Here is a 23987-nt window from a genome sequence, read left to right as displayed (position 1 = left end):
TATTTGCTGAATTTATCCAGGTAACTATGCTAGAAAAGTGAATGCTTGAAATATTTATTCAAACTTTCTTTTTATATTTTATTGTTATTGATCCACTAGGAAATACACCTTTATTCTTAGCAGTAACTCAGAATATGAGCAGCCAACAAAGAGTTAAAACTGCATTGAGTGCAACAATAATTGCATCAATTATATTGCTATTCTTTGCATTTCTTGGAAGCACTTTATTAAATTATTTGAATATATCTTTTCCAGCATTTACAATTGGTGGTGGCATCATTTTATTAATAATTTCCATGGAAATGTTGTTTGATAAAAGACAACAACGAAAAGAAGATGACATTGATTTTAATTCTGAAAATGTAAGTGTATTTCCTTTGGCAACACCCATTATAGCAGGACCAGCTGCAATCACATCTGTTATTGTTTCTGTTTCAGATATGGGAAGTAATTTTACAAACCAATCTGTTGGAATGATTGCTTTAGCTTCAGTTTTGCTTTTAACTTTTATATTTTTTTTTACTGCTTCAAAATTTTCTCAGATAATAAACAAAAAAGTTATTAGTGTAATTTCAAGAGTAATAGCAATTATTCTAGTTGGATTAAGTGTTCAGTATATTTTAGATGGAATAAAAACCTTTCTAGCTTAAAATATTGTTCAGTAGACTATTTAAAATACTATAAATATAGAAATGAATAATAAATTTTTTGAATGGACAGGGGTTTTTACAGCAATTCTTTATTCTATGTTTGTAGCCTTAAACATTGGAATAGAGTTTTTAGGATTTTGTTTGTTACTGTTGTCTGCCATTTTAATTGGTATCTGGGCATATAGAGGAGGTCACAAGGGAATACTTGTGTTGCAATTTTTTTATGCAACAGCAGGTATAATTGGAATGATACGTTGGTTTTAATTAAAATTAGCAATAATTTTTGGAATATAATTTTTAAAATTAAAAAAACCCTTATTACAATATTGCCAAGAAAACTGATCCAACTTTCTATATAAAAATTTTATATTTTTTAATTGATTATTTTGAATAAAATTTAAATTTTCACCAACGGTTGGATAAAGCGCATAAACTTCTTCGGTAATATTTTTTAAATCATTAATGTTAATAGTTTCACAATTTATTGATTTTTGTTTCAATCTTATTTTATGATCCTCTAAAAGATTTGCTTTAAATTTCAACACCTTTTCACTTAATTTGATAGTTCTATCTGTATTATTTGAGACTAACAAAATTTTTTTAAACTTATGTTCTTTAAAATCAGACAATTCAAATGTCATATTATTTTCAAATATTAATAAAGTTTTATCTTCCAAAATCTCAGAATTTTTAAAGCTTTTGTTAATAACAGAATATATCTTATCATTGGATATAGGTTTGGCATTTTCATTTAGTTTTATGTTTTTAAATCTATTATTTGTAAATTTATTTATATTCCATTCACTTACGAGGTAATGCTTGCCTTGAGTTTGAATGCCAGCAACCCATCTCCAACCAAGGGTATTTGATGCAGAATCCCCATCATATAGATGTTGCATAAAAAACTCAGCTCCCAACTGCCATGGTAATTCTAGTGTAAAAATCCAAATGCTAGCAAACCACATTCTTGTGTGGTTATGAAGATAATTTCTTTCTTTAAGTTCAATTACCCATTGATTAAAACAATCTACATTTGTTTTTCCCTCAATTGCATCCAAATAACTTTGATTGTTTTTAAATTCTTTTTTAATTTTATCTAATTCTATTAAGTAATCTGACCAAACATCAGGTCTTAATTCTAGCCAACCTTTCCAATAAACACGCCAAAGAACTTCCTGAATAAATTTTTCATTTTTTGCAAATGAAAACTTTTTAAGAGATTTATTAATTACTTCTAATTCATTAATTATTCCGTGAGTTATATAGGGGGATAAACAAGAAACATTAGATCTATTACTAGGCCCAAAATCAAAATTTCTTAGTTTTGAATAATCTGAAAGATTTTGTTCAACAAAAGTATTTAATTTATCAACGGCTTTAGCCCTTGAGGCTTCAAAAATCATTTTAAACTATTTAGATTTTCTTTTCTTTAGACCCAATTTATCACTGTGTCTTAATCTTAAAATAACTATTGCAGATGCAATTAGAACTATAGCTATAGCTTCATAGACTAATGCTGATGGATCCATTTCTTTTCCTTGTAATATAATAAATCGTGCGAGAGCTGTGATGGCAATTAAAAGAGGCAAAGTTATACTGATTGATTGCTGATTCCAAAAAACACGAACCATTGCTAAGACTTCTAAATAAAGAAACATTAAAAGTAAATCTGCTAGCATTACAGATTGATTTAGAAACATATTATTAATTTCCATACCAACTGCAATTACGGTGCTCACTAAAATAATGCACATTAGAGCTAGTTGTAAATTTTTTGCTATTTTATCCATTACTTATCTTTACTAAATGGTAGCCATTTTTCAAACACAGATTTTACTGGTCCATCATATGGAATTGAATAAGAGCTAGGGTTTGGACTTGTTAAAATTTCTATTCCTTTAGAAAATACAAAGATGAATACAATTACAAAAACAATAACCATAATCTTAAATGGATCAAAGTTTTTAGTTTTGAATACACTGCTAGATTGCGCCTCTGCTTTATGAAAATGTTTGAATGTCATATAAACTGCAAATATCAATCCAATATGAGCAACGTATAAACCGGCCCAACCAAATGCAAAAGTTGTATAAGAAAATATGTATAAACTAAAAACAGTTGTCCAAACGAAACTCAGAACTAATAAAATTTGTAATCTAACAGATCTTGGTAAAGATCTTAGATCATTTTTGCTATCATCAAATAAAATGTTAGCAGCATCTTTCATCCAATTTTTTAGAGCTTCCATATAGCTAGAATAGATATTTATATGTTAAAGGCAAAGGATAAAGTGTCCTTTAATTTTTAGCTTAAATTGGACTTTATTACACTTTCTAAATTTGCAGAGCTTTGGGCGCCTGAAATAAAATCTGTTCCTATTTCAAAGAAGGGTACTCCATTAATTTCTTTCTCTCTTGCGACTGAAATATATGAATTAACTTCTTCAATATTTTTTAAATTAAAAAAATTATTGATTGTATCTCCATTAATATTAAATTCTTTGCCAATATTAATTAAGATTTCTTTATCTCCAATATCAAGACCTTCAATAAAGTATGATTGATATATTTTTTCTTTAATTTCGTTGTGTACATTAGATTGTTCGGCTAATTTTATTAATAAGTGAGAAAATACAGTATTGGGTGTTTTCTTTATCTTATCTAGATTAAAATTAAGATTTTCTTTATTCGCCTCTTCTGTCATTCGATCATACATTGGTTGAGCAAAATCTTTTCCACCAAACTTTATTTCTAAGTACTTGTTTCTTTCAATTCCTTCTTTAGGCATGTCAGTATTTAGTTGAAATGGAACATGCTCTATCTCAAACTTAGTTTCAGGAAAATTTTTTAATGCTTTATTTAATCTTGTTTGACCAATAAAACACCACCCACAAATTGTGTCAGCAAATACTTTTATTTTCATTAATTTATGAACGAAGCTTTTGTTTATGAAAGTTAATAAATCTTTCTACATTTGATTTATTAAAGGTTTTATTTTCTTCAAAAGAAACTTTTTTCATTGAGTAAGCATTACTTTTTGTCTGTCTAGACATTATAGTGATATTGCCTTTGTATAATTTAAGCTTAACAGAGCCATTAACTTTATTCTTTTTAAGATCGACAATTTTTTGAAGTTTAAATCTTGCTTTTGAGTACCAGTAACCATTGTAAATAAGTTCAGCATATTTAGGCATAATTTCATCTTTTTTATGCATAGTTTCTTTGTCCAAAGTAACAGACTCAATTGCTCTGTGCGCTGACATTAAAAGTGTTCCACCAGGCGTTTCATAAACACCTCTAGATTTAATCCCAATAAATCTGTTTTCAACTAAATCAACTCTACCTATTCCATTTTTGCCGGCAACATTATTAAGTTTTTCTAATAAATTTCCAGGCGATAGTTTTTTACCATTAACAGTTATGGGGTCTCCATTTTTAAATCCTATAGTTACAAATGAAGCTTTGTTAGGTGCTTTTTCAGGAGATACTGTTCTTTGAAAAAGAAACTCAGGAGCTGAATTTTTTGGGTTTTCTAAAACCTTACCCTCAGTTGATGTGTGGTATAAATTATCATCAATAGAGAAAGGAGGAGCACCTTTTTTATCTGTTGGAATTGGAATATTGTTTTTTTTTGCATATTTAATTAAATCTGTTCTAGAGTTTAATTTCCATATTCTCCATGGTGCAATAATTTTTACTTTTGGACCAAAGTAATGATATCCTAATTCAAATCTCACTTGATCATTTCCTTTGCCAGTTGAACCATGAGAAACTGCATAAGCTCCAAATTTTTTAGCGGCAGCAATTTGACGTTTTGCAATTAAAGGTCTTGCAATTGAAGTACCCAATAAATAAACACCTTCATAAATTGCATGCCCTCTAATCATTGGAAAGACATAGTCTTTTACAAATGTATCTTTTAAATCTTCAATAATGATATTTTTAACACCTAGTCTTTTGGCATTTTTTATAATTTTTTTTCTATCAATTTCTTGCCCAACATCTGCAGTATAACAAATAACTTCTGCATCATAATTTTCTTGAAGCCATTTTAAAATAATAGAAGTGTCTAGTCCGCCAGAATATGCGAGTACAATTTTCTTTTTAGATTTCATTTAATTAACTGCAGCTAGTTTTTGCAGCATTATAGGCTTTAGTAAATCCTAACAATGAATAGTGATCTCTAGTTTGAGAGCCTTTTTGATTATAACCTGTGATCATTATTCTTGATCCTCTCTTCATGGTCTTAATCATTTTATTTTCAAGTTTGTTATCAGCAATCCAAGCAAATCCCTCTTGAGCAATATCAAATTTGTATTTAGATTTACCTGACTCAGCTGTAATAGAATTTTTGTTGTTAAATTCATAGCCACCTGTAATGCTTATTTCATTACTCACTTTTTCACTTGGTCTAAATGAAACAAACATTCTTGCTTCTCTAGGGTTAGATTTTGGGGCCTGCAACACAGGAACTGATTGAGCAAAACAAACTTTTCCTGTTTGTTCAGTTATAATAATTGCTTCCCAGTCTTTAAATTTACCAACTTTTTTTACTTCTTGTGAATTTACGCTAACAGCAAATAAGCTTACAAGAATTAGAATTATAAAATTTTTAATTATGGACATGGGTTAGGGTAAATTTTTTGTACTTCATTTATTTCTTTAATTACGTCTTCACTTAAATCTATACCTATACTTTCTATATTAGTTTTCAACTGTTCCATTGTCGTTGCACCAATGATAACCGATGTTACAAACGGCTGAATTTCTAAAAATTTTAAAGACATTTGAGCTAAATCCAAATTGTGTTTCTTTGATATTTCATAATATAATTCAATAGCTTTTTCAGCATTTTGATTATTATATCTAGACCAAAAATCACCATCTCTTTCCATTCTAGAATTTTTTGGCAATTGTTTATTTCTGTATTTTCCAGATAAATAACCACACGCAAGAGGAGAGTAAGCTAGCAATCCTGCTTGCTCCCTAATAGACATTTCTGCAAGTCCAATTTCATAAGTTCTATTTAATAAATTATAAGGATTTTGAACTGAAAGCATTCTTGGTAAATTTTTATCTTTTGAAAGCTCTAAATATTTAGATAATCCCCACGGTGTTTCATTCGATACACCAACGTATTTAATTTTTCCTTGATCAATAAATTTTTTTAAATTTCCTAGAATATCTTCAAACCTAGTCCACTCATTGCTATCATCATGTTCATAACCTAGTTTGCCAAAAAAATTTGTTTTTCTTTCTGGCCAATGTAATTGGTACAAATCAATACAATCAGTTTTTAATCTTTTTAAACTTCCCTCAAGTGCTTCTGTAATATTCTTTTCTCCAAATTGATTTCCACCACCTCTTACATACTCTCTCATTGGGCCACAAACTTTTGAAGCTAAAATTACTTTGTCCCTCTTTTTTGTTTTTTCAAACCAATTACCAATAATAGTCTCAGTATGACCAAACGTTTCTTGTCTTGGTGGAACAGAATAAATTTCCGCAGTATCCCAAAAGTTTACACCCTGATCTAAAGCATAATCCATCTGCTCAAAACCTTCATTTTGGGTATTTTGTTCACCCCAAGTCATAGTACCGAGACAAATAGTGCTTACTTTTAAATCTGTATTTCCTAATTTTTTATAATTCATAATTATTTAACCTTATTAAGACATCTTGAAATAATAGTAAAAGGCTATTATATATGTGTTATGGAATTCAATAAGCAAAACATATTAAATAAAGTAAAAGAAGCTCAGCAATCAACAGTGGTAATGGATGAGGGCTTAAGAGCCTACATGCTAAAAGTTTACAACTACATGGCTTCTGGTATTTTGTTAACAGGACTTATATCTTTAATATTTTTTAAGCTATCTGTAGTAACAGATGCTAATGGATCAATTACAGCATTAACAAGCTTAGGAAATACGATATTTCTTTCAGGCTTTAAATGGATTGTAATGCTTGCTCCACTTGGAGTAGTTTTTTACATGAGTGCTAGAATTAATAAAATGACAGCTTCAGCTGCTCAAACAACTTTTTGGGTTTTTGCGTCTTTAATGGGGTTATCATTATCTTCAATATTCCTAGTTTATACTGGAGCGAGTATCACTAGAGTATTCTTTATTACTTCTATTACTTTTGGTGCAATGAGTTTGTATGGTTACACAACTAAAAGAGATCTTACAAAATTAGGATCATTTTTAATGATGGGCTTAATTGGTATTATCGTAGCATCAGTAGTTAATATGTTTTTAAAATCTTCGATGATGGACTTTATAATTTCAATTCTAGGTGTTTTAATTTTTGTAGGTCTTACTGCTTATGACACTCAAAAGATTAAAAATATGTACGTATCAAGTGATACGGGTGAGTTGATGGGTAAAAAAGCTGTAATGGGTGCTTTAACTCTTTACCTAGACTTTATAAATTTGTTTATAATGTTGTTAAGATTATTTGGTCAAAGACGATAGTCTTTTTATTTCTTAAGGTTTTTCCAATTAGTATTTTTAAGTAAAACTTCTAGATCAAAGGAATTTTTTAAAACTTTCCCATTAGAGTCTGTAATTAAATACTTTAAATTTTTATTATTGGGTTTAAAGTTTTTACAAATTTTATACAAAGCATTCTCTGCTGCATTTTTAAAGACACTAAAACTAACCTGCCTGTTAGAAATGTTTAGACCATAGTCTTTCCATGATCCTTCAGAGACCATTTTTGCATATAGATCTAAAATGATTTTAAGTTCATTTTTTTCAAAAAATTGTCTTTCTTCTATTTGTTGGTGAGGATTATTTACGACTAGCTTTAAGTTTCTATTCATCAAGCTTGTATTTATTAATCAATGATATTTGAAATGCTGTAAAGACAAGGGTTATTGGTAACATTCCCCATACCTTAAAATTAACCCAAAACTCTTCTGTTTGCGTTCTCCAGACACATTCATTAAGGATTGCAAGAAAGAAGAAAAAGTACATCCATCTTTTGTTTAATAATTCCCAACCCATATCAGTTAGAGCAATTGATTTACCCATAATTTTTTTAAGGACAGGTTCTTTTGTAAAATATTTTCCAAAATATAAAGCAAGGGCAAATAAAATATTAATGATCGTTGGCTTTACATAGATAAAAACTGGATCATTAAAATAAATTGTTAGACCCCCAAAAAATGTAATTAAGATACCACTTATTAATGGCATCATAGGTATTTTTTTTTCAAAAAACCAAACAACTGCTAGTGCAATTAATGTTGCAACTATAAGTGGAGGAATCGCAACTGCTAGATTCTTATCATTATTATAATAATAATAAAAAAAAATGGCTAAAGGCCCAAAGTCTGTTGCAAATTTAAGAAAAGATTTATTCACTTGACAGATATTAACATAATAAAAAAAATATAAATGTTTTTTATTGATTTTTATTTTTAAACCCCCATATTAATAGCAATGGCAATTCAAAAAGCAAAATTTTCAATAGGAGACATTGTAAAACATAAACACTTTGAGTTCAGAGGTGTAATTTATGATGTTGATTTCGAATTTAATAATTCTGAAGAATGGTATCAATCTATTCCAAAGAATGTTCGTCCTAGAAAAGATCAGCCTTTTTATCATTTGTTAGCCGAAAATGATGAAATTACATATGAAGCATATGTTTCAGAACAAAATCTATTAATGGACGATTCAGAAGATCCAATTAAACATCCTTTAATTGAAGAGATTTTTTCTGGCAAAAGAGGCTCTAGCTACTTTAAGCCCTCTAATTAATTCTTTTTTTAAACACAATTAATTCAAATCTTCGACATATATATTTGCTATCTATACTTATGTTCTGATCAAGAGTGTTAAATAACGTTTTTATCATTATTGACTCCCTCTGCATTCTTGATCAGGATGATCTTCCATAAAAAAAATTAAATTATCTTTTTTTTAATATATATAATTTAAAAATGTTTAAATATTTTGAACCTAATAAAATTTTTGCAATAACCTCTAAAGCACCAAAGTATGTTCTATTTTTATTTATTATTGTCCTAACAATTGGTTTAACAGAAGCGCTTATACTTTCACCTGAAGATTATAAACAAAGTGATGTAGTAAGAATTATGTATGTTCATGTGCCAGCTGCATGGATATCACTTGGAATATTTACAAGTTTAGCTTTTTTGTCTGTTGGAAGTTTTGTTTTTAAAAATAAAAATTTTGCATTAATTGGTAAAAGTTTAGCACCTTCTGGATTCATTTTTAATATTATAGCATTAGTAACAGGATCAATTTGGGGAAAACCAACTTGGGGTACTTGGTGGGCTTGGGATGCAAGAATAACTTCTATGTTAATTTTAGCCTTGTTTTATGGAATGTATTTATTGGCTTGGAGAATTTATGAGGACAAAGAACAAGTAATAAAGGTTACGTCTTTAATTGCAATTTTAGGAGTGGTAAATGTTCCCATCATTAAATTTTCCGTAGACTGGTGGAACACGTTACATCAACCAGCTTCAATTAATATTTTATCAACCAACACAGCAATTCACCCATCAATGTTAGTCCCATTGGGTATTATGACTGCGGCATTTGCTCTTTTTTCATTACTCATTTTTTTGATGAAATATAATACCGAACTGATAAAAGTTAAGAATAAAGGATTAGATAGATTATGATAAATGAAATAATTTCAATGAATGGATATGGAGCTTACGTTTGGTCAGCTTTTTCATTTACATTGATTAGTTTTACAGCCCTGTACTTTGTAACTAAATTACAACTTTCAAAAGAGCAAAAAAGATTTGCTTCTAAATTTGGTTATCTAAATGTTGAGAAAGCTAGAGCTGCAAGATCACAAAATATTAATAGAGAAATATTATCCAATACATCAAATATTTAACTAATAAACCATGTATGGTAAAAAGGTTAAATTACGATTTATATTCTTAGCTTTAATCTTAGCCTCAGTAATTTTAACAGTTTTTTTAGTTTTACAATCATTAAAAGAAAACGTTGTATATTTTCAGTCTCCGTCTGAAATAAAATCTTTAATAGAATTAAATAAAAAAAAAATAAGAGTGGGTGGGATGGTTAAAGAACAATCAATTTTTATAGATTCTGATAAAGTTAATTTTGTTATTACTGACTTTCAAAATGAAATTAATGTTGTCTATACAGGGGCAGTCCCCAATTTATTTGCCGAAGGAAAAGGAGTAGTTGCTGAAGGTTTTTTAAAAGATAAGAATTATTTTACAGCTACTAAAATTTTAGCAAAACATGATGAAAATTATATGCCCCCAGAAGTTAAAGAAGCCTTAGGAGATAAATAAATTGCTAGCTAATCAGATAGGTTATTATTCTTTAATTTTAGGGTTGTTACTTTCGGTATTGCTTTGTGGAGTTTCGATTAAAGACTTTAATAAAACTAATAAGCAAATTAACCAAACTATATTATCTCTATCATTTCTACAGTTAGTTTTTGTAATTGTGAGTTTTTTGAGTTTGATTATATCTTTTATAAATTCAGATTTTAGTAATGAGACAGTTTTTAATAATTCTCACACAACTAAACCATTATTCTATAAAATCTCAGGAACTTGGGGAAACCATGAAGGAAGTTTATTGTTATGGTTGTTAGTATTAACTTTGTTTATTTTTTTGTTTTTAATTAAATCAAGAGAGCAGCCTAAAAAATATAGAATTTTAACTTTATTATTTCAGCAAATAATAATTATTGGGTTTTTCTTATTTGTATTAATGACATCTAATCCTTTTAATTATTTATTTCCAATTCCCAATGAAGGTCTTGGTCTTAACCCAATTTTACAAGATCCAGCTTTGGCAATTCATCCCCCAATTTTATATTTAGGGTATGTTGGTACCTCTATAATATTTTCATCATCCCTTGCTGCAGTTACACAAAATTATGTCACCAAAGAATGGGGGCAGCATATTAAAAAATGGGTTTTAGTTTCTTGGATTTTTCTAACTATTGGAATTATGCTTGGATCAATTTGGGCATATTACGAACTAGGATGGGGAGGTTTTTGGTTTTGGGACCCAGTTGAAAATGTTTCTTTAATGCCATGGCTAACACTAACAGCATTGTTGCATTGCATTGTAGTGTTAGAAAGAAGAGCATCACTAACATCTTGGGTGGTTATACTGTCTATTACAACATTTACCCTAAGTATGTGTGGAACTTTTTTAGTAAGATCCGGAATATTAAATTCTGTACATACATTTGCTAATGACCCTGCAAGAGGTATTTTTATATTAATATTTCTATTTGCACTAATTGTCTTATCGTTAGGAATATTTTTTATATTTCACAAAGAAAATAATAAAAGCTCAAATAATTTTTTTTGGCTTAGTAGAGAAACTTCTATCTTAATAAACAATTGGTTTATGATGTATTTTTTAGCTGTTGTTTTAATAGGTACGGTATATCCAATTTTTCTAGATGTAATATCTAGTGAAAAAATATCAGTAGGGCCTCCTTTTTATCATAAATTAATTGTTCCTTTTTTAATACCATTTCTATTATTCATGTCTCTTGGACCAAGACTTAAATGGATTAAATCAAAAATTGAAAATAAGAACTCACTTATTATCACATTTATAATTTCAGTAATGTTAACCTTTTTTATTATAAAAAATTTAACTGCTGACTTACTTTTTTATACAGTTTTAATTTCAGCTGCTTTTTTTCTTTTCTTTACAACTTTAAAAGAATTATTTATTAAAAAATTTAATAATATTTCTCAAACTGTTTCACACTTTGGTTTTAGTTTATTAATATTAAGCATTCTATTTAATAGTATTTTATCCTCAGAAATTATAACCAACATAAAAATTGGTGAAAGATATGATTATAATAAAGGTGAAATTTTTTTTAAAAAGATAGAGGAAAGAAAAGAAAGTAATTTTAACTCCATCATTGCCTCTTTTGAAATAAAAGACAAAAATGGCAAAACTATAGAATTAAAACCTGAGATTAGAATTTATAATCAGCCTATAATTATTACTAGTGAGGCAGATATAAGAACAACACTATTAGAGGATAAGTTTTTAGTAATGAACCTTGTAAAGGGTAATGAATATTTTAATATTAGATATCAAATAAAACCATTTATGGTTTGGATATGGGTATCAGTTTTATTGTTAAGTCTTGGTGGATTAATGAGTTTATTTAAAAAGGAGATATGAAAAATAAGTTTAGCTTATTTGTTGTAGTTATTTTTTTAAGCTTTTGTTTTGTTATTTTTTATAAAGGATTAAATACTCCAAATAACTACACACCCAAGGTTAATGAGAAAAAAAATATCCCAACCTTTAAAGCAAAAGACTTTTATTCAAACAATTATGTAAATTCAGAGAAAATTTTTGAAGAGAACATCTTTTATATTGTAAATATTTGGGCTTCCTGGTGTGTACCTTGTAGAACAGAACACCCCTTATTAATGCAACTAAGTAAAAACCAATCAATTAAACTAATTGGATTAAATTATAGGGACAATTTTAATAATGCAAAAAAATTTATCAATGACCTTGGCAATCCATATTCAAGAATTTTAATTGATAAAGATGGAACTCTAGGAGTTGAATTTGGAGCTTATGGAGTTCCAGAAACTTTTTTAATAGATAAAAATAAAAATATAATCAAAAAATTTATTGGTCCAATCAATCAAGAAATTGTTAATGAAATTAAATTAATTATTAAATGAAAGTATTAAAAATATTTATAATCTTATTTGTAGTTGCAAACTTTTCAGAGTTAAAATCAGCTGAAACAAATGATATTTTAAAAAATAAAATTTTAAAGAATATTCGTTGTTTAATTTGTCAAGGTCAGTCAGTATATGATTCTGAATCTGAGTTTGCTTCTAGTATTAAATTAATTGTTGATAGAAAAATTAACGAAGGATTAAAAGAAAAACAAATATATCAATTTTTAAGAGAAAAGTATGGTGATTGGGTGATTTTTGATCCTCAATTAAACAAAAACACTTATGTTTTATGGTTATTACCATTATTGTTATTTTTCTTTGGTGGTGCGATACTGTATAAAAAAATTCAAAAAAAAAATGAAAAATAACTTTTATATTAAAATTTTATCAGCAGTAATTTTAACACTATTTTCTTTGACTGTTAGTGCTGAGGAAAATGTTAGTGAGCATCAATATAATTTTTATACTGGCAATTTTGATTTCAGTGATGATAAACAAAAAGCTATCCTTGTTGGGTTTCAACACCAAAATGAAAATTTAGAAAGAAATACTTTCCTTGGAAATGCATCTCCTATTACGGGAGGATTTATAACTGAAAACTCAGCTGCTTATGTGTATACAGGCGTTGAATGGAACTACGCAATGGGAGACAAAATTAAATTTACTCCAAGTTTTGCTCCAGGATTTTACCATGAAGGTGATGGTAAGGACTTAGGTCATGCTTTAGAGTTTAAAACTGAGGTGCAATTGTCTTATGCAATTTCAGAAAGTACAAATTTCGGAATGTCATATAATCATATATCAAATGCAAGTTTAGGAGATAAAAATCCTGGTGCCAATAGTTATATGTTTAATCTTCTTAAGAATTTTTAATTTTAGTTATGAACTTAAAGAATTGTCATAATTTTAATGACTTTCGAAAATTAGCAAAAAAAAGATTACCTTCTCCAATTTTTCATTACATTGATGGCGGTGCAGATGATGAAAAAACCTTAAAAAGAAATACAGATTCTTTCGATGATTGTGATTTAATTCCAAATATTCTTGCTAGTGTTGGTAAACCAGATCTTTCAACGACTGTTTTTGGAAAAAAAATTGATATGCCAATCTTTCTTTCACCAACTGCAATGCAAAGACTCTACCATCATGAAGGTGACAAAGCCTCAGCAAGAGCTGCTGAAAAATTTGGGACCTTTTATAGTATGTCTACAATGGCCAATAATACTATTGAAGAAGTTGCTGATATTTCAAATGGACCAAAGTTATTTCAATTATATGTTCACAAAGATCAATCAATTACTGACGATCTAATAGATAGATGCAAAGTGTCTGGTTTTAATGGCATGTGTTTGACAGTTGATACATTAGTTGCTGGAAACAGAGAAAGAGATCACAGAACTGGTTTTACTACTCCTCCAAAATTGACACTTCAAAGCCTAATGAGTTTTGCCATGCGACCTGAATGGGTATTTAATTATTTTACTCATAAAAAATTTGAATTATCTAATGTTAAAAATAAAACAGATAAAGGAACCAATATTTCAAAATCAGTCATCGAATATATTAATGAACAATATGATCCGGCCATGAATTGGAAGGATGCAGAATATTGTGTAAAAAGATGGAACGGCCCATTTGCTCTTAAAGGTGTAATGTCGGTTGAAGATGCAAAAAGGGCAATAGATATTGGCTGTACAGCAATAATGATTTCAAATCATGGGGGTAGACAATTAGATGGTTCAAGATCACCTTTTGATCAAGTGAATGCAATTAGAGAAGCTGTTGGAGATAAATTAGAAATTATATTAGATGGTGGAGTAAGACGTGGAACTCATGTTTTAAAGGCTTTAGCAGCTGGTGCAACAGCATGCAGCTTTGGGAAAATGTTTTTATTTGCTTTAAGTGCTGGGGGTCAACCAGGTGTGGAACGTCTATTGCAAAACATGCATGATGAAATCAATAGAAATATGGTATTAATGGGTTGTAAGACCTTGAAAGAATTAGACGCGTCAAAATTAATTTATAGAAAATAGTTTTTACTTATCAAAATTATATATATAAAAAATAAATTAAATTATAAATTATTAACACTAGAATTTAATTATTATGAAATTAGCAAAAAATTTACAAAGACTAGGAACAGAATCTGCATTTAGTGTTTTAGCTGAAGCAAAAAAATTAGAAGCACAAGGCAAACCAATGATCCACTTAGGTTTAGGTCAGCCTGATTTTAAGACACCCCAACACGTAGTAGATGCTGCAAAAAAAGCATTAGATGAAGGTCATCATGGATATGTTTTATCAAATGGAATTTTAGAGTGCAGACAAGCTGTTACTAGAAAAATTAAAAAACTTTACAATAAGGATATTGATCCTGAAAGAGTATTGATAATGCCAGGTGGGAAACCAACAATGTATTATGCTATACAATGTTTTGGTGAATCAGGTGCGGAAATTATACATCCAACACCAGCATTCCCAATATATGAATCAATGATTAATTATACAGGTTCAACAGCAGTTCCTTATGACTTAACAGAAGATAAAGATTTAAAATTTGATCCAGAAAAAATTCTATCTTTAATTACAGATAAAACTAGATTGCTAATATTAATTAACCCGAATAATCCAACGGGAAGTTTTGTTGAAAAATCTGCAATAGATGTTTTAGCAGAAGGGTTAAAGAAACATCCTCATGTAGCAATCCTTAGCGATGAAATTTATAGTAGACAAATTTATGATGGAAAGGAAATGCCAACATTTTTTAATTACCCCGATCTGCAAGATAGATTAATCGTTTTAGATGGTTGGAGCAAAGCTTATGCAATGACAGGTTGGAGAATGGGATGGAGTGTGTGGCCAGAAGAATTAATACCACATGTAAACAGACTAATTATTAATAGTGTTTCATGTGTTAATGCTCCCTCACAATTTGCAGGAATTGCAGCTTTAGATGGACCAGATGATGCGATCCATGAAATGATGGTAAAATTTGATCAAAGAAGGAAATTGATTCACGAGGGTTTAAATAGTTTACCAGGTGTGGAATGCAGTTTACCAGGAGGAGCCTTTTATGCATTTCCTAAAGTTATTGGAACAGGAATGAATGGTTCAGAATTTGCAAAAAAATGCATGCATGAAGCAGGGGTAGCAATAGTTCCAGGAACAGCTTTTGGTAAAACTTGCCAAGATTACGTAAGATTTAGCTATGCAGCTTCACAAGACAACATATCTAACGCATTGGAAAATATCAAAAAAATGCTAGGCTAAGACTAATGAGTGAATTAGTTCTGCCAAAGATTGACAAAGCAACGATTAATAAAAAAGAATATATTTTTAAAAATCTTGCAAAAATTATCAATCCAGAAAATGTTTTAAGTCATGTAGATGATATTAAACCATATGAAACTGATGCATTAGCAGCTTACACTCAGACACCATTGGCTGTTGTGATGCCAGAAAATACTGAAGAAGTAAGTAACATTTTAAAGTTTTGTCACAAAGAAAATATTAAAGTTGTACCAAGAGGGGCCGGCACTGGTCTTTCAGGAGGAGCCCTACCTTTAAATGATGCAATTTTATTAAGTCTTGGAAAATTTAATAAAATTATAGAAATTGATTTTGAAAATAAATGTGTAGTAACCCAACCTGGTGTAACAAATTTAGGAATAACACATGCTGTACAGCATAAAAATTTTTACTATGCGCCAGATCCATCAAGTCAGCTTGCATGCTCAATAGGAGGCAATGTTGCTGAAAATTCTGGAGGCGTCCATTCTCTAAAATATGGAACAACAACTAATAATATTTTAGGTGTTGAAATGGTAATGATGGATGGAACAGTTTGTAGAGTTGGTGGAAAAACTCTTGATCAAGAAGGGTATGATCTAATGGGATTAATTTGTGGTTCAGAAGGATTATTAGGAGTGATTACTGAAGTCACAGTAAAAATTTTAAAAAATCCTCAAGTCGTTAAAGCAGCGCTAATAGGCTTTCCAACAATTGAAGAAGGTGGAAACGCAGCATCAGAAATAATTTCAAGTGGAATTGTTCCAGCAGGTATGGAAATAATGGATAAAGCTTTGATAGAAGCAACAGATAATTTTAGTAAAGCAGGTTACCCACGTGATGCGGAACTTTTATTGATTGTAGAATTAGATGGAACCGAATCTGAGGTAGATGAATTATTAAAACAAGTCAGAAGTATTTGTGAAAAAAATAATTGCTCAAGTTTAAAATTGAGTAAAAATGAAAAAGAAAGACTATCATTTTGGGCAGGTAGAAAAGCAGCATTTCCAGCATGTGGAGCTATGGCACCAGATTATTATTGTATGGACGGATCCATACCAAGAGGAAAACTTGCGGAAGCTTTACTTGAAATAAAAAGACTTTCTGAAAAATACAAATTACCTGTAGCAAATTGTTTTCATGCAGGAGATGGAAATTTACATCCATTAATAATGTTTGATGGAAGTGATAAAGAACAACTGCGAAAAACAGAGGAATTTGGAGCTGAGATACTAAAGACGTGCGTTAGATTAGGGGGAGTGATCACTGGAGAGCATGGGGTAGGAGTAGAAAAAAGAGAACTAATGTGTGAGATGTTTAATAATACAGATATTCAACAACAATTAGATATTAAAAAATCGCTTGATGAAAAAAATTTACTAAACCCAGGAAAAGTTTATCCAATATTAAGAAAATGTGCAGAGGAAGGAAGGGTACATGTCCACAGAAATGAAGAAAAATTCCCAGATCTTCCAAGATTCTAATAATACTTATTATCCAGAAGATGAGCTGCAAGTTTCAAATCTAGTTCAGGAACTTTACAAAAAAAACCAACCAACAGAAATAATTGGCACAGGTTCAAAAAATTTTATTGGTAACAACATTCAATCTGCAAAAAAACTATCTATGTCTAAGTTGTCAGGTGTAATTGAGTATTTGCCTGAAGAACTATATATTAAGGTTAAAGCTAACACGCCATTAGAGTTAGTTGAAAAGGAGTTAGAAAAAAACAATCAAGAACTAGCTTTTGAGCCTATTGATTTTGGATTTATTGAAAATGGAAAATCAAATAAGGGCACCATTGCAGGCCATTTAGCTTGTAACTTTGCTGGCTCTCGAAGATTTAAAGTAGGAAGTTTAAGAGATCACATATTAGGTTTTAGAGGTGTGAATGGTAAAGGAGATATAATTAAATCAGGTGGGACAGTTGTAAAAAATGTTACAGGTTATGACCTATCAAAACTAGTAACAGGATCTTTTGGAACTTTAGTTGCTTTAACTGAAATAACATTGAAGGTTCTACCTAAAAAAAAATTATCTAATACAATTACTATACATACTGATGATAAAAAATTAGTTAAAGATTTATTCGAAAAAATTTCTGGCTCAAGTAGCGAAGTCTCTGGAGCTGTTTATATTCCTGAAGAACCCAAAGATGAAAATTATGACCAAAACAAAGAGATGGTCTTTAAATTTAATGACTTAAAATACAAAGGTTCATTTTTAGCACTAAGAATAGAAGGAGATAAAATTTCAATAGATGAAAAATTAAAAGCTTTAACAAATGAACTGGAGCTTAGTAAGCTGAATACAACAGTTTTAGATGTTCATCAATCAACACCTTTTTGGAAAAAAATAAATAATCTTGAAATATTCAAATCAACAAAGAATAACCTTTTAAGAGTAGTAGTGCCTCCTTCGAAAGGCCCTAAGTTGATGCAATTCTTAGGCAATAAGTATAAATATTACATTGATTGGTGTGGCTCATTATATTGGATAGAGGTTCAATCAAAAAAGAACTCTAAGGTTAGCGATATTAAAAAATTGACCAAAGAATTAGGTGGTTATTTAACTATCATAAAGACATCGGATGAATATGATTACGAAGAAACAATTTTTACAGTAGACGATACAAGACTTTTAATATCAGAAAAGATCAAAAAAAGTTTTGATCCTAAAAGAATTTTTAATCCTGGAAAAATGTATAGAGGAATTTAATGCAAACAAACTTTACTGAAAAACAATTAAAAGACAGTGACAACGCTGCAACAGAAAAAATTTTTAAAAAGTGTGTTCATTGTGGTTTTTGTAATGCAACTTGTCCAACCCATCAAATATTTGGTGACGAATTAGATGGACCGCGAGGAAGAATTTATTTGATTAAAGATATGTTGGAAAATCAAAAAAAGCCAACAGCAAAAACTGTAAAACATATAGATAGATGTTTGTCTTGCTATAGCTGCATGACCACTTGTCCTGCTGGAGTAAATTATATGCACATCATTGATCATGGTAAAAAATATATTGAAAAAAACTATGAAAGATCTTTTTTTGATAGAACAATTAGAAATTTTTTATCAGTAGTGTTACCAAACACAGGATACTTTAGATTAGCAAGTTATATGGTTAAATTAGCTAAACCTTTTAAATTTTTAATGCCATTAAAAATAAAAGATATGATGAATTTGATGCCGACAAGTTTTCCAAAAAAAACTATAAAACAAAAAGAAATTTATTCTGTAAGTGGGAAAAATAAAATTGCAAGAGTTGCTCTTTTAACTGGATGTGTTCAAAAAGAAATTTCTCCTCAAATTAATGAGGCAACAATCAGACTTTTAAATAGACATGGAGTTGAAGTGGTTGTGCCTAAAAAGATCAGATGTTGTGGATCATTAAATCATCATTTGGGAAAAGAAGATGACGCGCACCAAGATTTTAGAAATAATATTAATACTTGGTATGACGAACATCAAAAAGGAAATTTAGACGCTATTTTATCAAATACTTCTGGCTGTGGAACTACCATGAAAGACTATGGTTTCATTTTTAAAGATGATGAAGAAATGAAAAAGAAAGCAAAAGTGATTTCTGATTTAACCAAAGATGTTTCTGAATATTTAGATACTAATTTAAAATTAAATTTTAAAGTAAAAGATAAGAAGTATAAAATTGCTTATCATTCTGCATGTTCAATGCAACATGGACAAAAAGTACACAGTCAACCCATGTCATTACTTTCAAAAACAAATAATGAAATTATGGAAATTCCAGAAGGCCACATCTGTTGTGGATCTGCTGGAACTTATAATATTTTGCAAACTGAAATTGCTAAAGAACTATTAAGTAAAAAAGTAAAAAATATTGAAAGTTTGAAACCAGATTTTATATCAACTGGAAATATTGGTTGTATTACTCAAATTTCTAATGGAACGAAAACTCCAATTTTACATACCATTGAGATATTAGATTGGTATACTGGTGGCCCAAAACCAAAAATATTACAAAAAAACTAACTATGAAAAAAATTCTAATTACACGAAGATTGTTAAAAGAATCTGAAGACAAAGCTTCAAAAATATTTGATGCAAAGTTTAACAGCAATGATGAATTATATTCTCAATCAAAGCTTATCGAATTAAGTGAAGGTCATGATGCAGTATTAACTTCTTTAACTGATAAAATGGATGAAGAGACCATAAACAAACTTCCAGACAGTATTAAGGTAATTTCTAATTTTGCAGTTGGATTTGGAAACATTGATTTAGAAGCAGCAAAAAAAAGAGGAATAGCTGTAACTAATACACCAGAAGTTTTATCTGATGCCACAGCTGAGATTGGAATTTTATTAATTCTTGGAGCATGTAGAAGAGTTCCAGAGGGTGTTCAGGCTGCAAAAGAAAGTAGCTGGAAATGGTCTGCAGATTATTTGATAGGAAAACAGTTAACTGGTACGAGGCTTGGAATTTTAGGAATGGGGAGAATAGGTCAAAAGATTGCAAAAATTGCAAAATCTTTAGGAATGATTATTCACTATCACAACAGATCAAAACTAAGTGACGAAAAAGAACAAGGTGCCATTTATCATGATAGCATTAAAAGTCTTTTTGGAGTTTCAGATGTATTGTCAATTTGTTGCCCCGCAACAAAAGAAACAGAAAATTTAATTAATAAAGAAACATTAGAATATTTTCCAACAGGTGCGGTTATAACAAATGTGGCTCGTGGAGACATTGTTGAAGATGAAGCTTTAATAGATGCATTAAACAGAAGAAAAATTTATGCAGCAGGACTTGATGTTTATAAGGGTGAACCAAATTTAAATCCAGGCTATCTGAAGATTAAAAGTGTTTTTATTTTGCCTCACCTTGGAAGTGCCACTAAGCACACAAGAATTGCTATGGCCAATCTAGCAATAGATAATATTGATGAATTTTTCATAACAGGAAACTGTAAAAATAAAGTAAATTAATTTTTTGTTATCAAGTTAATTTAATACAATTTTAAGTTGTACTGTTATTGTCGCAAGAAGATTTTTCATCATAAAACATAATTTTATAGAGCCGTTCAAAGTATACTATTCTTTAGACTCTGATCATGAATGTGATTAAGATATCGCCAGTTAATTAACAAATAATCAAAGGAGAAATAATGATTAAAGAAAAAAAATCATTGAAGAGCTCAAATTCTTCAAGACGTAAGTTCTTTAAGACTGCTGCTAAAGCAGGTGCTGTAGCCGCAACAGCTGTTGCAATGCCTAATATAGCAACTGCAGACGGACACGTTACATTAAAGATGCAAGCAGCTTGGCCTTCAGGCGCAAACATTTTTTTTGAAATGGCGCAAGACTACTGTAACATGGTTAGCGATATGTCAGGTGGATCACTTAAAATTGATCTTCAGCCTGTAAACGCAATTGTTAAAACTTCAGAAATCGGAGCGGCGGTAAGCGATGGAATCGTTGATATGGGTCACTGGGTGACTGCGTATTGGTACGGTAAAAACGCTGCAGCTTCACTTTTTGGAACTGGTCCTTCATACGGAATGTCATCTCAAGAAGTTATGGGATGGATGGAGTATGGTGGAGGAAGAAAATTATATGAAGAAGCAGTAGCTAGTGTTGGATATAACTACACTGGATTCTTTCATATGCCTATGCCAGCACAACCTTTTGGTTGGTTCAAAAAGAATGTAACTAAAGTATCTGATGTTAAAGGTATGAAGTATAGAACAGTTGGTCTAGCGACTAACGTTTTAACTGCTATGGGAATGGTCGTAAGACAATTACCAGGTGGTGAGATCCAACCAGCAATGAAAACTGGTTTGATTGATGCTGCTGAGTTTAACAACCCAACATCAGACTCACAGTTTGGAATGCAAGATGTCTCTAAACACTATCACTTAGGAAGTTTCCATCAATCTCAAGAGATGTTTGAAATTCCTATGAACACTAAGAGACTGAAAAGCCTTTCACCTGCTCATCAAGCTATCTTGAAGAACGCTGCTTATGCTGCTAACTCAGATAACTACTTCAAAGCACTTGTTAGATACTCTGACAGTTTAGCTGATTTGATGAACACACATAAGGTTAACGTTTATCAAACATCTGATGCCATTTTAGCTGAACAGTTAAAAGGTTGGGATAAAGTTGTTGGAGAATTCTCTGGAAAAGATGCATTCTTCAAAAAAGTGGTAGACTCTCAAAAAGCATACGCTAAGAAAGTAATGAAGTACTTGCTGATGAATCAGCCTAATTACAAACTAGCTTATGAAAATGAGTTTGGACCAATTGGAAAAGTTAAAATCTAATTAACTTTTTAATAATTTAAGAAGGGGGTTTCGGCCCCCTTTTTTTATAGTACAGTTTTTAACAAAATTAGAGTATCCTATCCAAATCATGATGAGAGCCTACATAAAATTAGCTGACACGTTAAGCACTTCGATAGGTAAGGCTTTTTCTTGGTGTATAGTTATTTTGATGGGTGGAACTTGTTATGAAGTTATGATGGCCTATGTATTTAATAAGCCAACACTTTGGAATTTTGACTTTAGCATGCAGATGTATGGTGCAATATTAATGATGTCAGGTGCTTATTGTTTAGCAACTGAATCTCATGTTAGAGGAGATGTAATTTACAGATTATTTAAACCAAGAACACAAGGCTATATTGATTTAGTACTTTATTTTATTTTCTTTTTTCCTGGTGTCGTGTCTTTAGCATTTTATGGCTATGAATATGCTGCACTTGCTTGGAAGATAAAAGAAACTAGTTGGAGTAGCCCAGCACAAATTAATATTTATATGGTAAAATCCTTAATACCAGCTGCGGGAGTATTTTTAGTTATTCAGGGAATAGCCGAAGTATTTAGAGCAATTATTTGTATTAAAACTGGACATTGGCCAGCAAGAATGGTTGTTGCAGAAGAAACAGAACAAATTTTAATGAGAACAGCGCAGGACGAGGATCAAAAAGATGTTATTTAGTTTAACAAATCCAGAAGTTGCCATCTTCATGATGGGGTTATTTTTATTTGCCGTGCTATTAGGTTTTCCAATTGCCTTCACCTTAATGGCTATGGGAATAGGTTTTGGATATTATGCTTATTACGATCCTGCTTTAATGGATCACATATTTGATAATAGGATATTTTCTTTATTTGTAAAAAATACTTACACCGTTATGGACAATAACGTGCTCACCGCCGTCCCACTATTTTTGTTTATGGGGTATCTAGTTGAAAGAGCTGGAATTGTATCAAAATTATTTTTTGCAATAAGACTTGCAGCTCACAGATTGCCAGCTTCAATGGCAGTAGCTGCTCTAATAACATGTACTTTATTTTCTACAGCCACAGGAATTATTGGTGCCGTTGTAACCCTAATGGGTCTACTTGCTTGGCCTGCAATGGTTAAAGCAGGATATGATAAAAAATTTGCTTCAGGAGTAATTTGTGCGGGTGGATGTTTGGGTATTTTAATTCCACCTAGTATCATGTTAATTGTTTATTCAGTAATAGCTCAGTTATCTCCTTTGAGATTATTTGCTGCAGCAATTTTTCCAGGACTTTTACTTGCAGGACTTTATATAGTTTATGCAGTAGGTAGAGCTTGGCTCCAACCATCAATTGCACCTAAGCCAAGAGCAGAAGATATTCCGCCACGAGCTGAAATTTTAAAAGAAGTATTAGTTTCTTTTGTTCCTCTTTTTGGATTAATTATGCTAGTTCTTGGAACAATCTTAGCAGGTATAGCAACGCCAGCAGAGGCAGCAGCAGCAGGAGCATTTGGTGCTATATTGTTATCTTGGTTTTACAAAACACTTAAATGGCAAAGTTTTAAAGAATCTGTTTTTCTAACAGCAAAAACTACAGCGATGATTATGTGGTTATTCATTGGTTCTTGGACTTTTTCGTCTGTATTTTCTTATCTAGGTGGTCATGAAATTTTTGAACATTTTTTTACATCAATTGAAATATCAACTTGGCAATTTTTAATTATTACTCAAGTAATAATTTTTCTTTTAGGATGGCCATTAGAATGGACTGAAATTCTAATTATATTTGTTCCAATATTTTTACCCTTACTTGAGGTGTTTGATGTTAATCCATATTTCTTTGCAATGTTAATCGCTCTAAATTTACAAACATCATTTTTAACACCTCCTATGGCCATGTCTGCTTATTACTTAAAGGGCGTTCAAAAGAAAAATGTTGAATTGATGGAAATATTTGCCGGAATTATGCCTTTTTTAGGAATAGTAATATTTGCTATGTTTCTTATGTATATGTTTCCAGGTATTGCTTTGTGGCTACCAGAAACGTTATTTGCAAACTAAA

General features: G+C 30.3%; 29 protein-coding genes. 20 read left to right on the top strand and 9 right to left on the bottom strand.

All coding sequences use genetic code 11. The annotated features are described in order from the left end of the window. Nucleotides 1-41: 41 nt before the first annotated feature. Both AC5SLT_RS06500 and AC5SLT_RS06495 read left to right on the top strand, forming a co-directional pair. Nucleotides 42-650 (top strand): MarC family protein, encoded by a 609-nt coding sequence (locus AC5SLT_RS06500; protein ID WP_011281614.1) that lies wholly within the window; start codon nt 42-44, stop codon nt 648-650. 42 nt (nt 651-692) lie between these two features. After that, on the top strand, nt 693-914 hold the full coding sequence (locus tag AC5SLT_RS06495; RefSeq protein ID WP_494573077.1) for a hypothetical protein: 222 nt from the start codon (nt 693-695) through the stop codon (nt 912-914). On the opposite strand, the gene AC5SLT_RS06490 is transcribed toward AC5SLT_RS06495, so the two are convergent. From AC5SLT_RS06490 to AC5SLT_RS06460, 7 genes are read right to left on the bottom strand one after another with little or no spacing between them, the layout of a single operon-like run. Beyond that, nucleotides 911-2053 carry an FAD-binding domain-containing protein gene (locus AC5SLT_RS06490; RefSeq protein WP_494591773.1) on the bottom strand — a complete coding sequence of 381 codons (1143 nt, stop codon included), beginning with the start codon at nt 2051-2053 and terminating at the stop codon, nt 911-913. The genes AC5SLT_RS06495 and AC5SLT_RS06490 overlap by 4 nt on opposite strands. 6 nt (nt 2054-2059) lie before the next feature. Beyond that, a complete protein-coding gene (locus AC5SLT_RS06485; RefSeq protein WP_027306873.1) occupies nt 2060-2440 on the bottom strand; it encodes a phosphate-starvation-inducible PsiE family protein in 381 nt (126 codons plus the stop codon). After that, the gene (locus AC5SLT_RS06480) at nt 2440-2898 is read right to left on the bottom strand and encodes a membrane protein (protein ID WP_011281609.1); all 459 of its coding nucleotides are present in this window, start codon (nt 2896-2898) and stop codon (nt 2440-2442) included. The genes AC5SLT_RS06485 and AC5SLT_RS06480 overlap by 1 nt, the downstream gene beginning before the upstream one ends. Before the next feature lie 56 nt (nt 2899-2954). Continuing rightward, nucleotides 2955-3572 carry a DsbA family oxidoreductase gene (locus AC5SLT_RS06475; RefSeq protein WP_020168916.1) on the bottom strand — a complete coding sequence of 206 codons (618 nt, stop codon included), beginning with the start codon at nt 3570-3572 and terminating at the stop codon, nt 2955-2957. Between the two features lie 4 nt (nt 3573-3576). Continuing rightward, the gene (locus AC5SLT_RS06470) at nt 3577-4764 is read right to left on the bottom strand and encodes an argininosuccinate synthase (RefSeq protein WP_018413648.1); all 1188 of its coding nucleotides are present in this window, start codon (nt 4762-4764) and stop codon (nt 3577-3579) included. A gap of 4 nt (nt 4765-4768) precedes the next feature. Further along, nucleotides 4769-5275 carry an invasion associated locus B family protein gene (locus AC5SLT_RS06465; protein WP_494591771.1) on the bottom strand — a complete coding sequence of 169 codons (507 nt, stop codon included), beginning with the start codon at nt 5273-5275 and terminating at the stop codon, nt 4769-4771. Further along, on the bottom strand, nt 5266-6303 hold the full coding sequence (locus tag AC5SLT_RS06460; protein ID WP_011281605.1) for an aldo/keto reductase: 1038 nt from the start codon (nt 6301-6303) through the stop codon (nt 5266-5268). The genes AC5SLT_RS06465 and AC5SLT_RS06460 overlap by 10 nt, the downstream gene beginning before the upstream one ends. A 60-nt stretch (nt 6304-6363) precedes the next feature. On the opposite strand from AC5SLT_RS06460, the gene AC5SLT_RS06455 reads away from it, so the two are divergent. Continuing rightward, the gene (locus AC5SLT_RS06455; RefSeq protein ID WP_494591769.1) at nt 6364-7125 is read left to right on the top strand and encodes a Bax inhibitor-1/YccA family protein; all 762 of its coding nucleotides are present in this window, start codon (nt 6364-6366) and stop codon (nt 7123-7125) included. 5 nt (nt 7126-7130) lie between these two features. Here AC5SLT_RS06455 and AC5SLT_RS06450 read toward each other — a convergent pair whose 3' ends face one another. Beyond that, complete coding sequence (locus AC5SLT_RS06450; protein WP_494591767.1) at nt 7131-7475, bottom strand: DUF2794 domain-containing protein; 345 nt, start codon at nt 7473-7475, stop codon at nt 7131-7133. Further along, the gene (locus AC5SLT_RS06445; protein WP_020168912.1) at nt 7468-8019 is read right to left on the bottom strand and encodes a septation protein A; all 552 of its coding nucleotides are present in this window, start codon (nt 8017-8019) and stop codon (nt 7468-7470) included. Before AC5SLT_RS06445 ends, AC5SLT_RS06450 begins: the two co-directional genes overlap by 8 nt. A gap of 78 nt (nt 8020-8097) precedes the next feature. Here AC5SLT_RS06445 and hspQ point away from each other — a divergent pair, with 78 nt between their 5' ends. From hspQ to AC5SLT_RS06360, 17 genes are all read left to right on the top strand, one after another. Continuing rightward, on the top strand, nt 8098-8418 hold the full coding sequence (gene hspQ, locus AC5SLT_RS06440; protein ID WP_006997624.1) for a heat shock protein HspQ: 321 nt from the start codon (nt 8098-8100) through the stop codon (nt 8416-8418). Between the two features lie 182 nt (nt 8419-8600). Continuing rightward, the gene (gene ccmC / locus AC5SLT_RS06435; RefSeq protein ID WP_494591765.1) at nt 8601-9311 is read left to right on the top strand and encodes a heme ABC transporter permease CcmC; all 711 of its coding nucleotides are present in this window, start codon (nt 8601-8603) and stop codon (nt 9309-9311) included. Beyond that, nucleotides 9308-9535 carry a heme exporter protein CcmD gene (locus AC5SLT_RS06430; RefSeq protein WP_494591763.1) on the top strand — a complete coding sequence of 76 codons (228 nt, stop codon included), beginning with the start codon at nt 9308-9310 and terminating at the stop codon, nt 9533-9535. Before ccmC ends, AC5SLT_RS06430 begins: the two co-directional genes overlap by 4 nt. A 10-nt stretch (nt 9536-9545) precedes the next feature. Then, the gene (gene ccmE, locus AC5SLT_RS06425; protein ID WP_271481648.1) at nt 9546-9965 is read left to right on the top strand and encodes a cytochrome c maturation protein CcmE; all 420 of its coding nucleotides are present in this window, start codon (nt 9546-9548) and stop codon (nt 9963-9965) included. Nucleotide 9966: 1 nt separating this feature from the next. Next, on the top strand, nt 9967-11844 hold the full coding sequence (locus AC5SLT_RS06420; RefSeq protein WP_494591762.1) for a heme lyase CcmF/NrfE family subunit: 1878 nt from the start codon (nt 9967-9969) through the stop codon (nt 11842-11844). Then, the gene (locus AC5SLT_RS06415; protein WP_494577976.1) at nt 11841-12362 is read left to right on the top strand and encodes a DsbE family thiol:disulfide interchange protein; all 522 of its coding nucleotides are present in this window, start codon (nt 11841-11843) and stop codon (nt 12360-12362) included. The genes AC5SLT_RS06420 and AC5SLT_RS06415 overlap by 4 nt, the downstream gene beginning before the upstream one ends. Next, nucleotides 12359-12733 (top strand): cytochrome c-type biogenesis protein, encoded by a 375-nt coding sequence (locus AC5SLT_RS06410; RefSeq protein WP_271486052.1) that lies wholly within the window; start codon nt 12359-12361, stop codon nt 12731-12733. The genes AC5SLT_RS06415 and AC5SLT_RS06410 overlap by 4 nt, the downstream gene beginning before the upstream one ends. Then, on the top strand, nt 12723-13238 hold the full coding sequence (locus tag AC5SLT_RS06405; protein ID WP_271486049.1) for an acyloxyacyl hydrolase: 516 nt from the start codon (nt 12723-12725) through the stop codon (nt 13236-13238). The genes AC5SLT_RS06410 and AC5SLT_RS06405 overlap by 11 nt, the downstream gene beginning before the upstream one ends. Nucleotides 13239-13246: 8 nt before the next feature. Beyond that, on the top strand, nt 13247-14398 hold the full coding sequence (locus AC5SLT_RS06400) for an alpha-hydroxy acid oxidase (RefSeq protein ID WP_494591761.1): 1152 nt from the start codon (nt 13247-13249) through the stop codon (nt 14396-14398). A gap of 73 nt (nt 14399-14471) precedes the next feature. Next, complete coding sequence (locus AC5SLT_RS06395) at nt 14472-15635, top strand: pyridoxal phosphate-dependent aminotransferase (RefSeq protein WP_494591759.1); 1164 nt, start codon at nt 14472-14474, stop codon at nt 15633-15635. Between the two features lie 5 nt (nt 15636-15640). Further along, nucleotides 15641-17137: an FAD-linked oxidase C-terminal domain-containing protein gene (locus AC5SLT_RS06390; RefSeq protein ID WP_494591758.1), complete on the top strand. Its 1497-nt coding sequence runs from the start codon at nt 15641-15643 to the stop codon at nt 17135-17137. Beyond that, nucleotides 17103-18371 (top strand): FAD-binding protein, encoded by a 1269-nt coding sequence (locus AC5SLT_RS06385; RefSeq protein ID WP_494591757.1) that lies wholly within the window; start codon nt 17103-17105, stop codon nt 18369-18371. The genes AC5SLT_RS06390 and AC5SLT_RS06385 overlap by 35 nt, the downstream gene beginning before the upstream one ends. Beyond that, nucleotides 18371-19666: a glycolate oxidase subunit GlcF gene (gene glcF, locus AC5SLT_RS06380; RefSeq protein ID WP_271626899.1), complete on the top strand. Its 1296-nt coding sequence runs from the start codon at nt 18371-18373 to the stop codon at nt 19664-19666. The genes AC5SLT_RS06385 and glcF overlap by 1 nt, the downstream gene beginning before the upstream one ends. A 2-nt stretch (nt 19667-19668) precedes the next feature. Beyond that, a complete protein-coding gene (locus AC5SLT_RS06375; protein ID WP_494591756.1) occupies nt 19669-20622 on the top strand; it encodes a 2-hydroxyacid dehydrogenase in 954 nt (317 codons plus the stop codon). Nucleotides 20623-20801: 179 nt separating this feature from the next. Then, a complete protein-coding gene (locus tag AC5SLT_RS06370; protein ID WP_494579688.1) occupies nt 20802-21959 on the top strand; it encodes a TRAP transporter substrate-binding protein in 1158 nt (385 codons plus the stop codon). 91 nt (nt 21960-22050) lie between these two features. Beyond that, nucleotides 22051-22635 (top strand): TRAP transporter small permease subunit, encoded by a 585-nt coding sequence (locus AC5SLT_RS06365; protein WP_011281580.1) that lies wholly within the window; start codon nt 22051-22053, stop codon nt 22633-22635. Continuing rightward, a complete protein-coding gene (locus AC5SLT_RS06360) occupies nt 22625-23986 on the top strand; it encodes a TRAP transporter large permease (RefSeq protein ID WP_271564573.1) in 1362 nt (453 codons plus the stop codon). The genes AC5SLT_RS06365 and AC5SLT_RS06360 overlap by 11 nt, the downstream gene beginning before the upstream one ends. Nucleotide 23987 lies beyond the last annotated feature (1 nt).

Source organism: Candidatus Pelagibacter sp. PS_11 (assembly GCF_059417975.1).
The sequence above is the reverse complement of the archived record's forward strand: the minus strand, read 5'-3'. Positions and strand labels throughout refer to the sequence as shown.

What these genes read in the sequence shown, in the direction of transcription:
- ccmE (WP_271481648.1), top strand. Translation starts at nt 9,546, where the DNA reads ATGTATGGTAAAAAGGTTAAATTACGATTTATATTCTTAGCTTTAATC.
- AC5SLT_RS06500 (WP_011281614.1), top strand. Translation starts at nt 42, where the DNA reads ATGCTTGAAATATTTATTCAAACTTTCTTTTTATATTTTATTGTTATT.
- AC5SLT_RS06385 (WP_494591757.1), top strand. Translation starts at nt 17,103, where the DNA reads ATGAAGAAAAATTCCCAGATCTTCCAAGATTCTAATAATACTTATTAT.
- AC5SLT_RS06430 (WP_494591763.1), top strand. Translation starts at nt 9,308, where the DNA reads ATGATAAATGAAATAATTTCAATGAATGGATATGGAGCTTACGTTTGG.
- AC5SLT_RS06400 (WP_494591761.1), top strand. Translation starts at nt 13,247, where the DNA reads ATGAACTTAAAGAATTGTCATAATTTTAATGACTTTCGAAAATTAGCA.
- AC5SLT_RS06415 (WP_494577976.1), top strand. Translation starts at nt 11,841, where the DNA reads ATGAAAAATAAGTTTAGCTTATTTGTTGTAGTTATTTTTTTAAGCTTT.
- AC5SLT_RS06360 (WP_271564573.1), top strand. Translation starts at nt 22,625, where the DNA reads ATGTTATTTAGTTTAACAAATCCAGAAGTTGCCATCTTCATGATGGGG.
- AC5SLT_RS06455 (WP_494591769.1), top strand. Translation starts at nt 6,364, where the DNA reads ATGGAATTCAATAAGCAAAACATATTAAATAAAGTAAAAGAAGCTCAG.
- AC5SLT_RS06375 (WP_494591756.1), top strand. Translation starts at nt 19,669, where the DNA reads ATGAAAAAAATTCTAATTACACGAAGATTGTTAAAAGAATCTGAAGAC.
- AC5SLT_RS06405 (WP_271486049.1), top strand. Translation starts at nt 12,723, where the DNA reads ATGAAAAATAACTTTTATATTAAAATTTTATCAGCAGTAATTTTAACA.
- AC5SLT_RS06475 (WP_020168916.1), bottom strand. Translation starts at nt 3,572, where the DNA reads ATGAAAATAAAAGTATTTGCTGACACAATTTGTGGGTGGTGTTTTATT.
- glcF (WP_271626899.1), top strand. Translation starts at nt 18,371, where the DNA reads ATGCAAACAAACTTTACTGAAAAACAATTAAAAGACAGTGACAACGCT.
- AC5SLT_RS06395 (WP_494591759.1), top strand. Translation starts at nt 14,472, where the DNA reads ATGAAATTAGCAAAAAATTTACAAAGACTAGGAACAGAATCTGCATTT.
- AC5SLT_RS06485 (WP_027306873.1), bottom strand. Translation starts at nt 2,440, where the DNA reads ATGGATAAAATAGCAAAAAATTTACAACTAGCTCTAATGTGCATTATT.
- hspQ (WP_006997624.1), top strand. Translation starts at nt 8,098, where the DNA reads ATGGCAATTCAAAAAGCAAAATTTTCAATAGGAGACATTGTAAAACAT.
- AC5SLT_RS06490 (WP_494591773.1), bottom strand. Translation starts at nt 2,053, where the DNA reads ATGATTTTTGAAGCCTCAAGGGCTAAAGCCGTTGATAAATTAAATACT.
- AC5SLT_RS06470 (WP_018413648.1), bottom strand. Translation starts at nt 4,764, where the DNA reads ATGAAATCTAAAAAGAAAATTGTACTCGCATATTCTGGCGGACTAGAC.
- AC5SLT_RS06365 (WP_011281580.1), top strand. Translation starts at nt 22,051, where the DNA reads ATGAGAGCCTACATAAAATTAGCTGACACGTTAAGCACTTCGATAGGT.
- AC5SLT_RS06390 (WP_494591758.1), top strand. Translation starts at nt 15,641, where the DNA reads ATGAGTGAATTAGTTCTGCCAAAGATTGACAAAGCAACGATTAATAAA.
- AC5SLT_RS06460 (WP_011281605.1), bottom strand. Translation starts at nt 6,303, where the DNA reads ATGAATTATAAAAAATTAGGAAATACAGATTTAAAAGTAAGCACTATT.
- AC5SLT_RS06495 (WP_494573077.1), top strand. Translation starts at nt 693, where the DNA reads ATGAATAATAAATTTTTTGAATGGACAGGGGTTTTTACAGCAATTCTT.
- AC5SLT_RS06480 (WP_011281609.1), bottom strand. Translation starts at nt 2,898, where the DNA reads ATGGAAGCTCTAAAAAATTGGATGAAAGATGCTGCTAACATTTTATTT.
- AC5SLT_RS06465 (WP_494591771.1), bottom strand. Translation starts at nt 5,275, where the DNA reads ATGTCCATAATTAAAAATTTTATAATTCTAATTCTTGTAAGCTTATTT.
- AC5SLT_RS06450 (WP_494591767.1), bottom strand. Translation starts at nt 7,475, where the DNA reads ATGAATAGAAACTTAAAGCTAGTCGTAAATAATCCTCACCAACAAATA.
- AC5SLT_RS06410 (WP_271486052.1), top strand. Translation starts at nt 12,359, where the DNA reads ATGAAAGTATTAAAAATATTTATAATCTTATTTGTAGTTGCAAACTTT.
- ccmC (WP_494591765.1), top strand. Translation starts at nt 8,601, where the DNA reads ATGTTTAAATATTTTGAACCTAATAAAATTTTTGCAATAACCTCTAAA.
- AC5SLT_RS06370 (WP_494579688.1), top strand. Translation starts at nt 20,802, where the DNA reads ATGATTAAAGAAAAAAAATCATTGAAGAGCTCAAATTCTTCAAGACGT.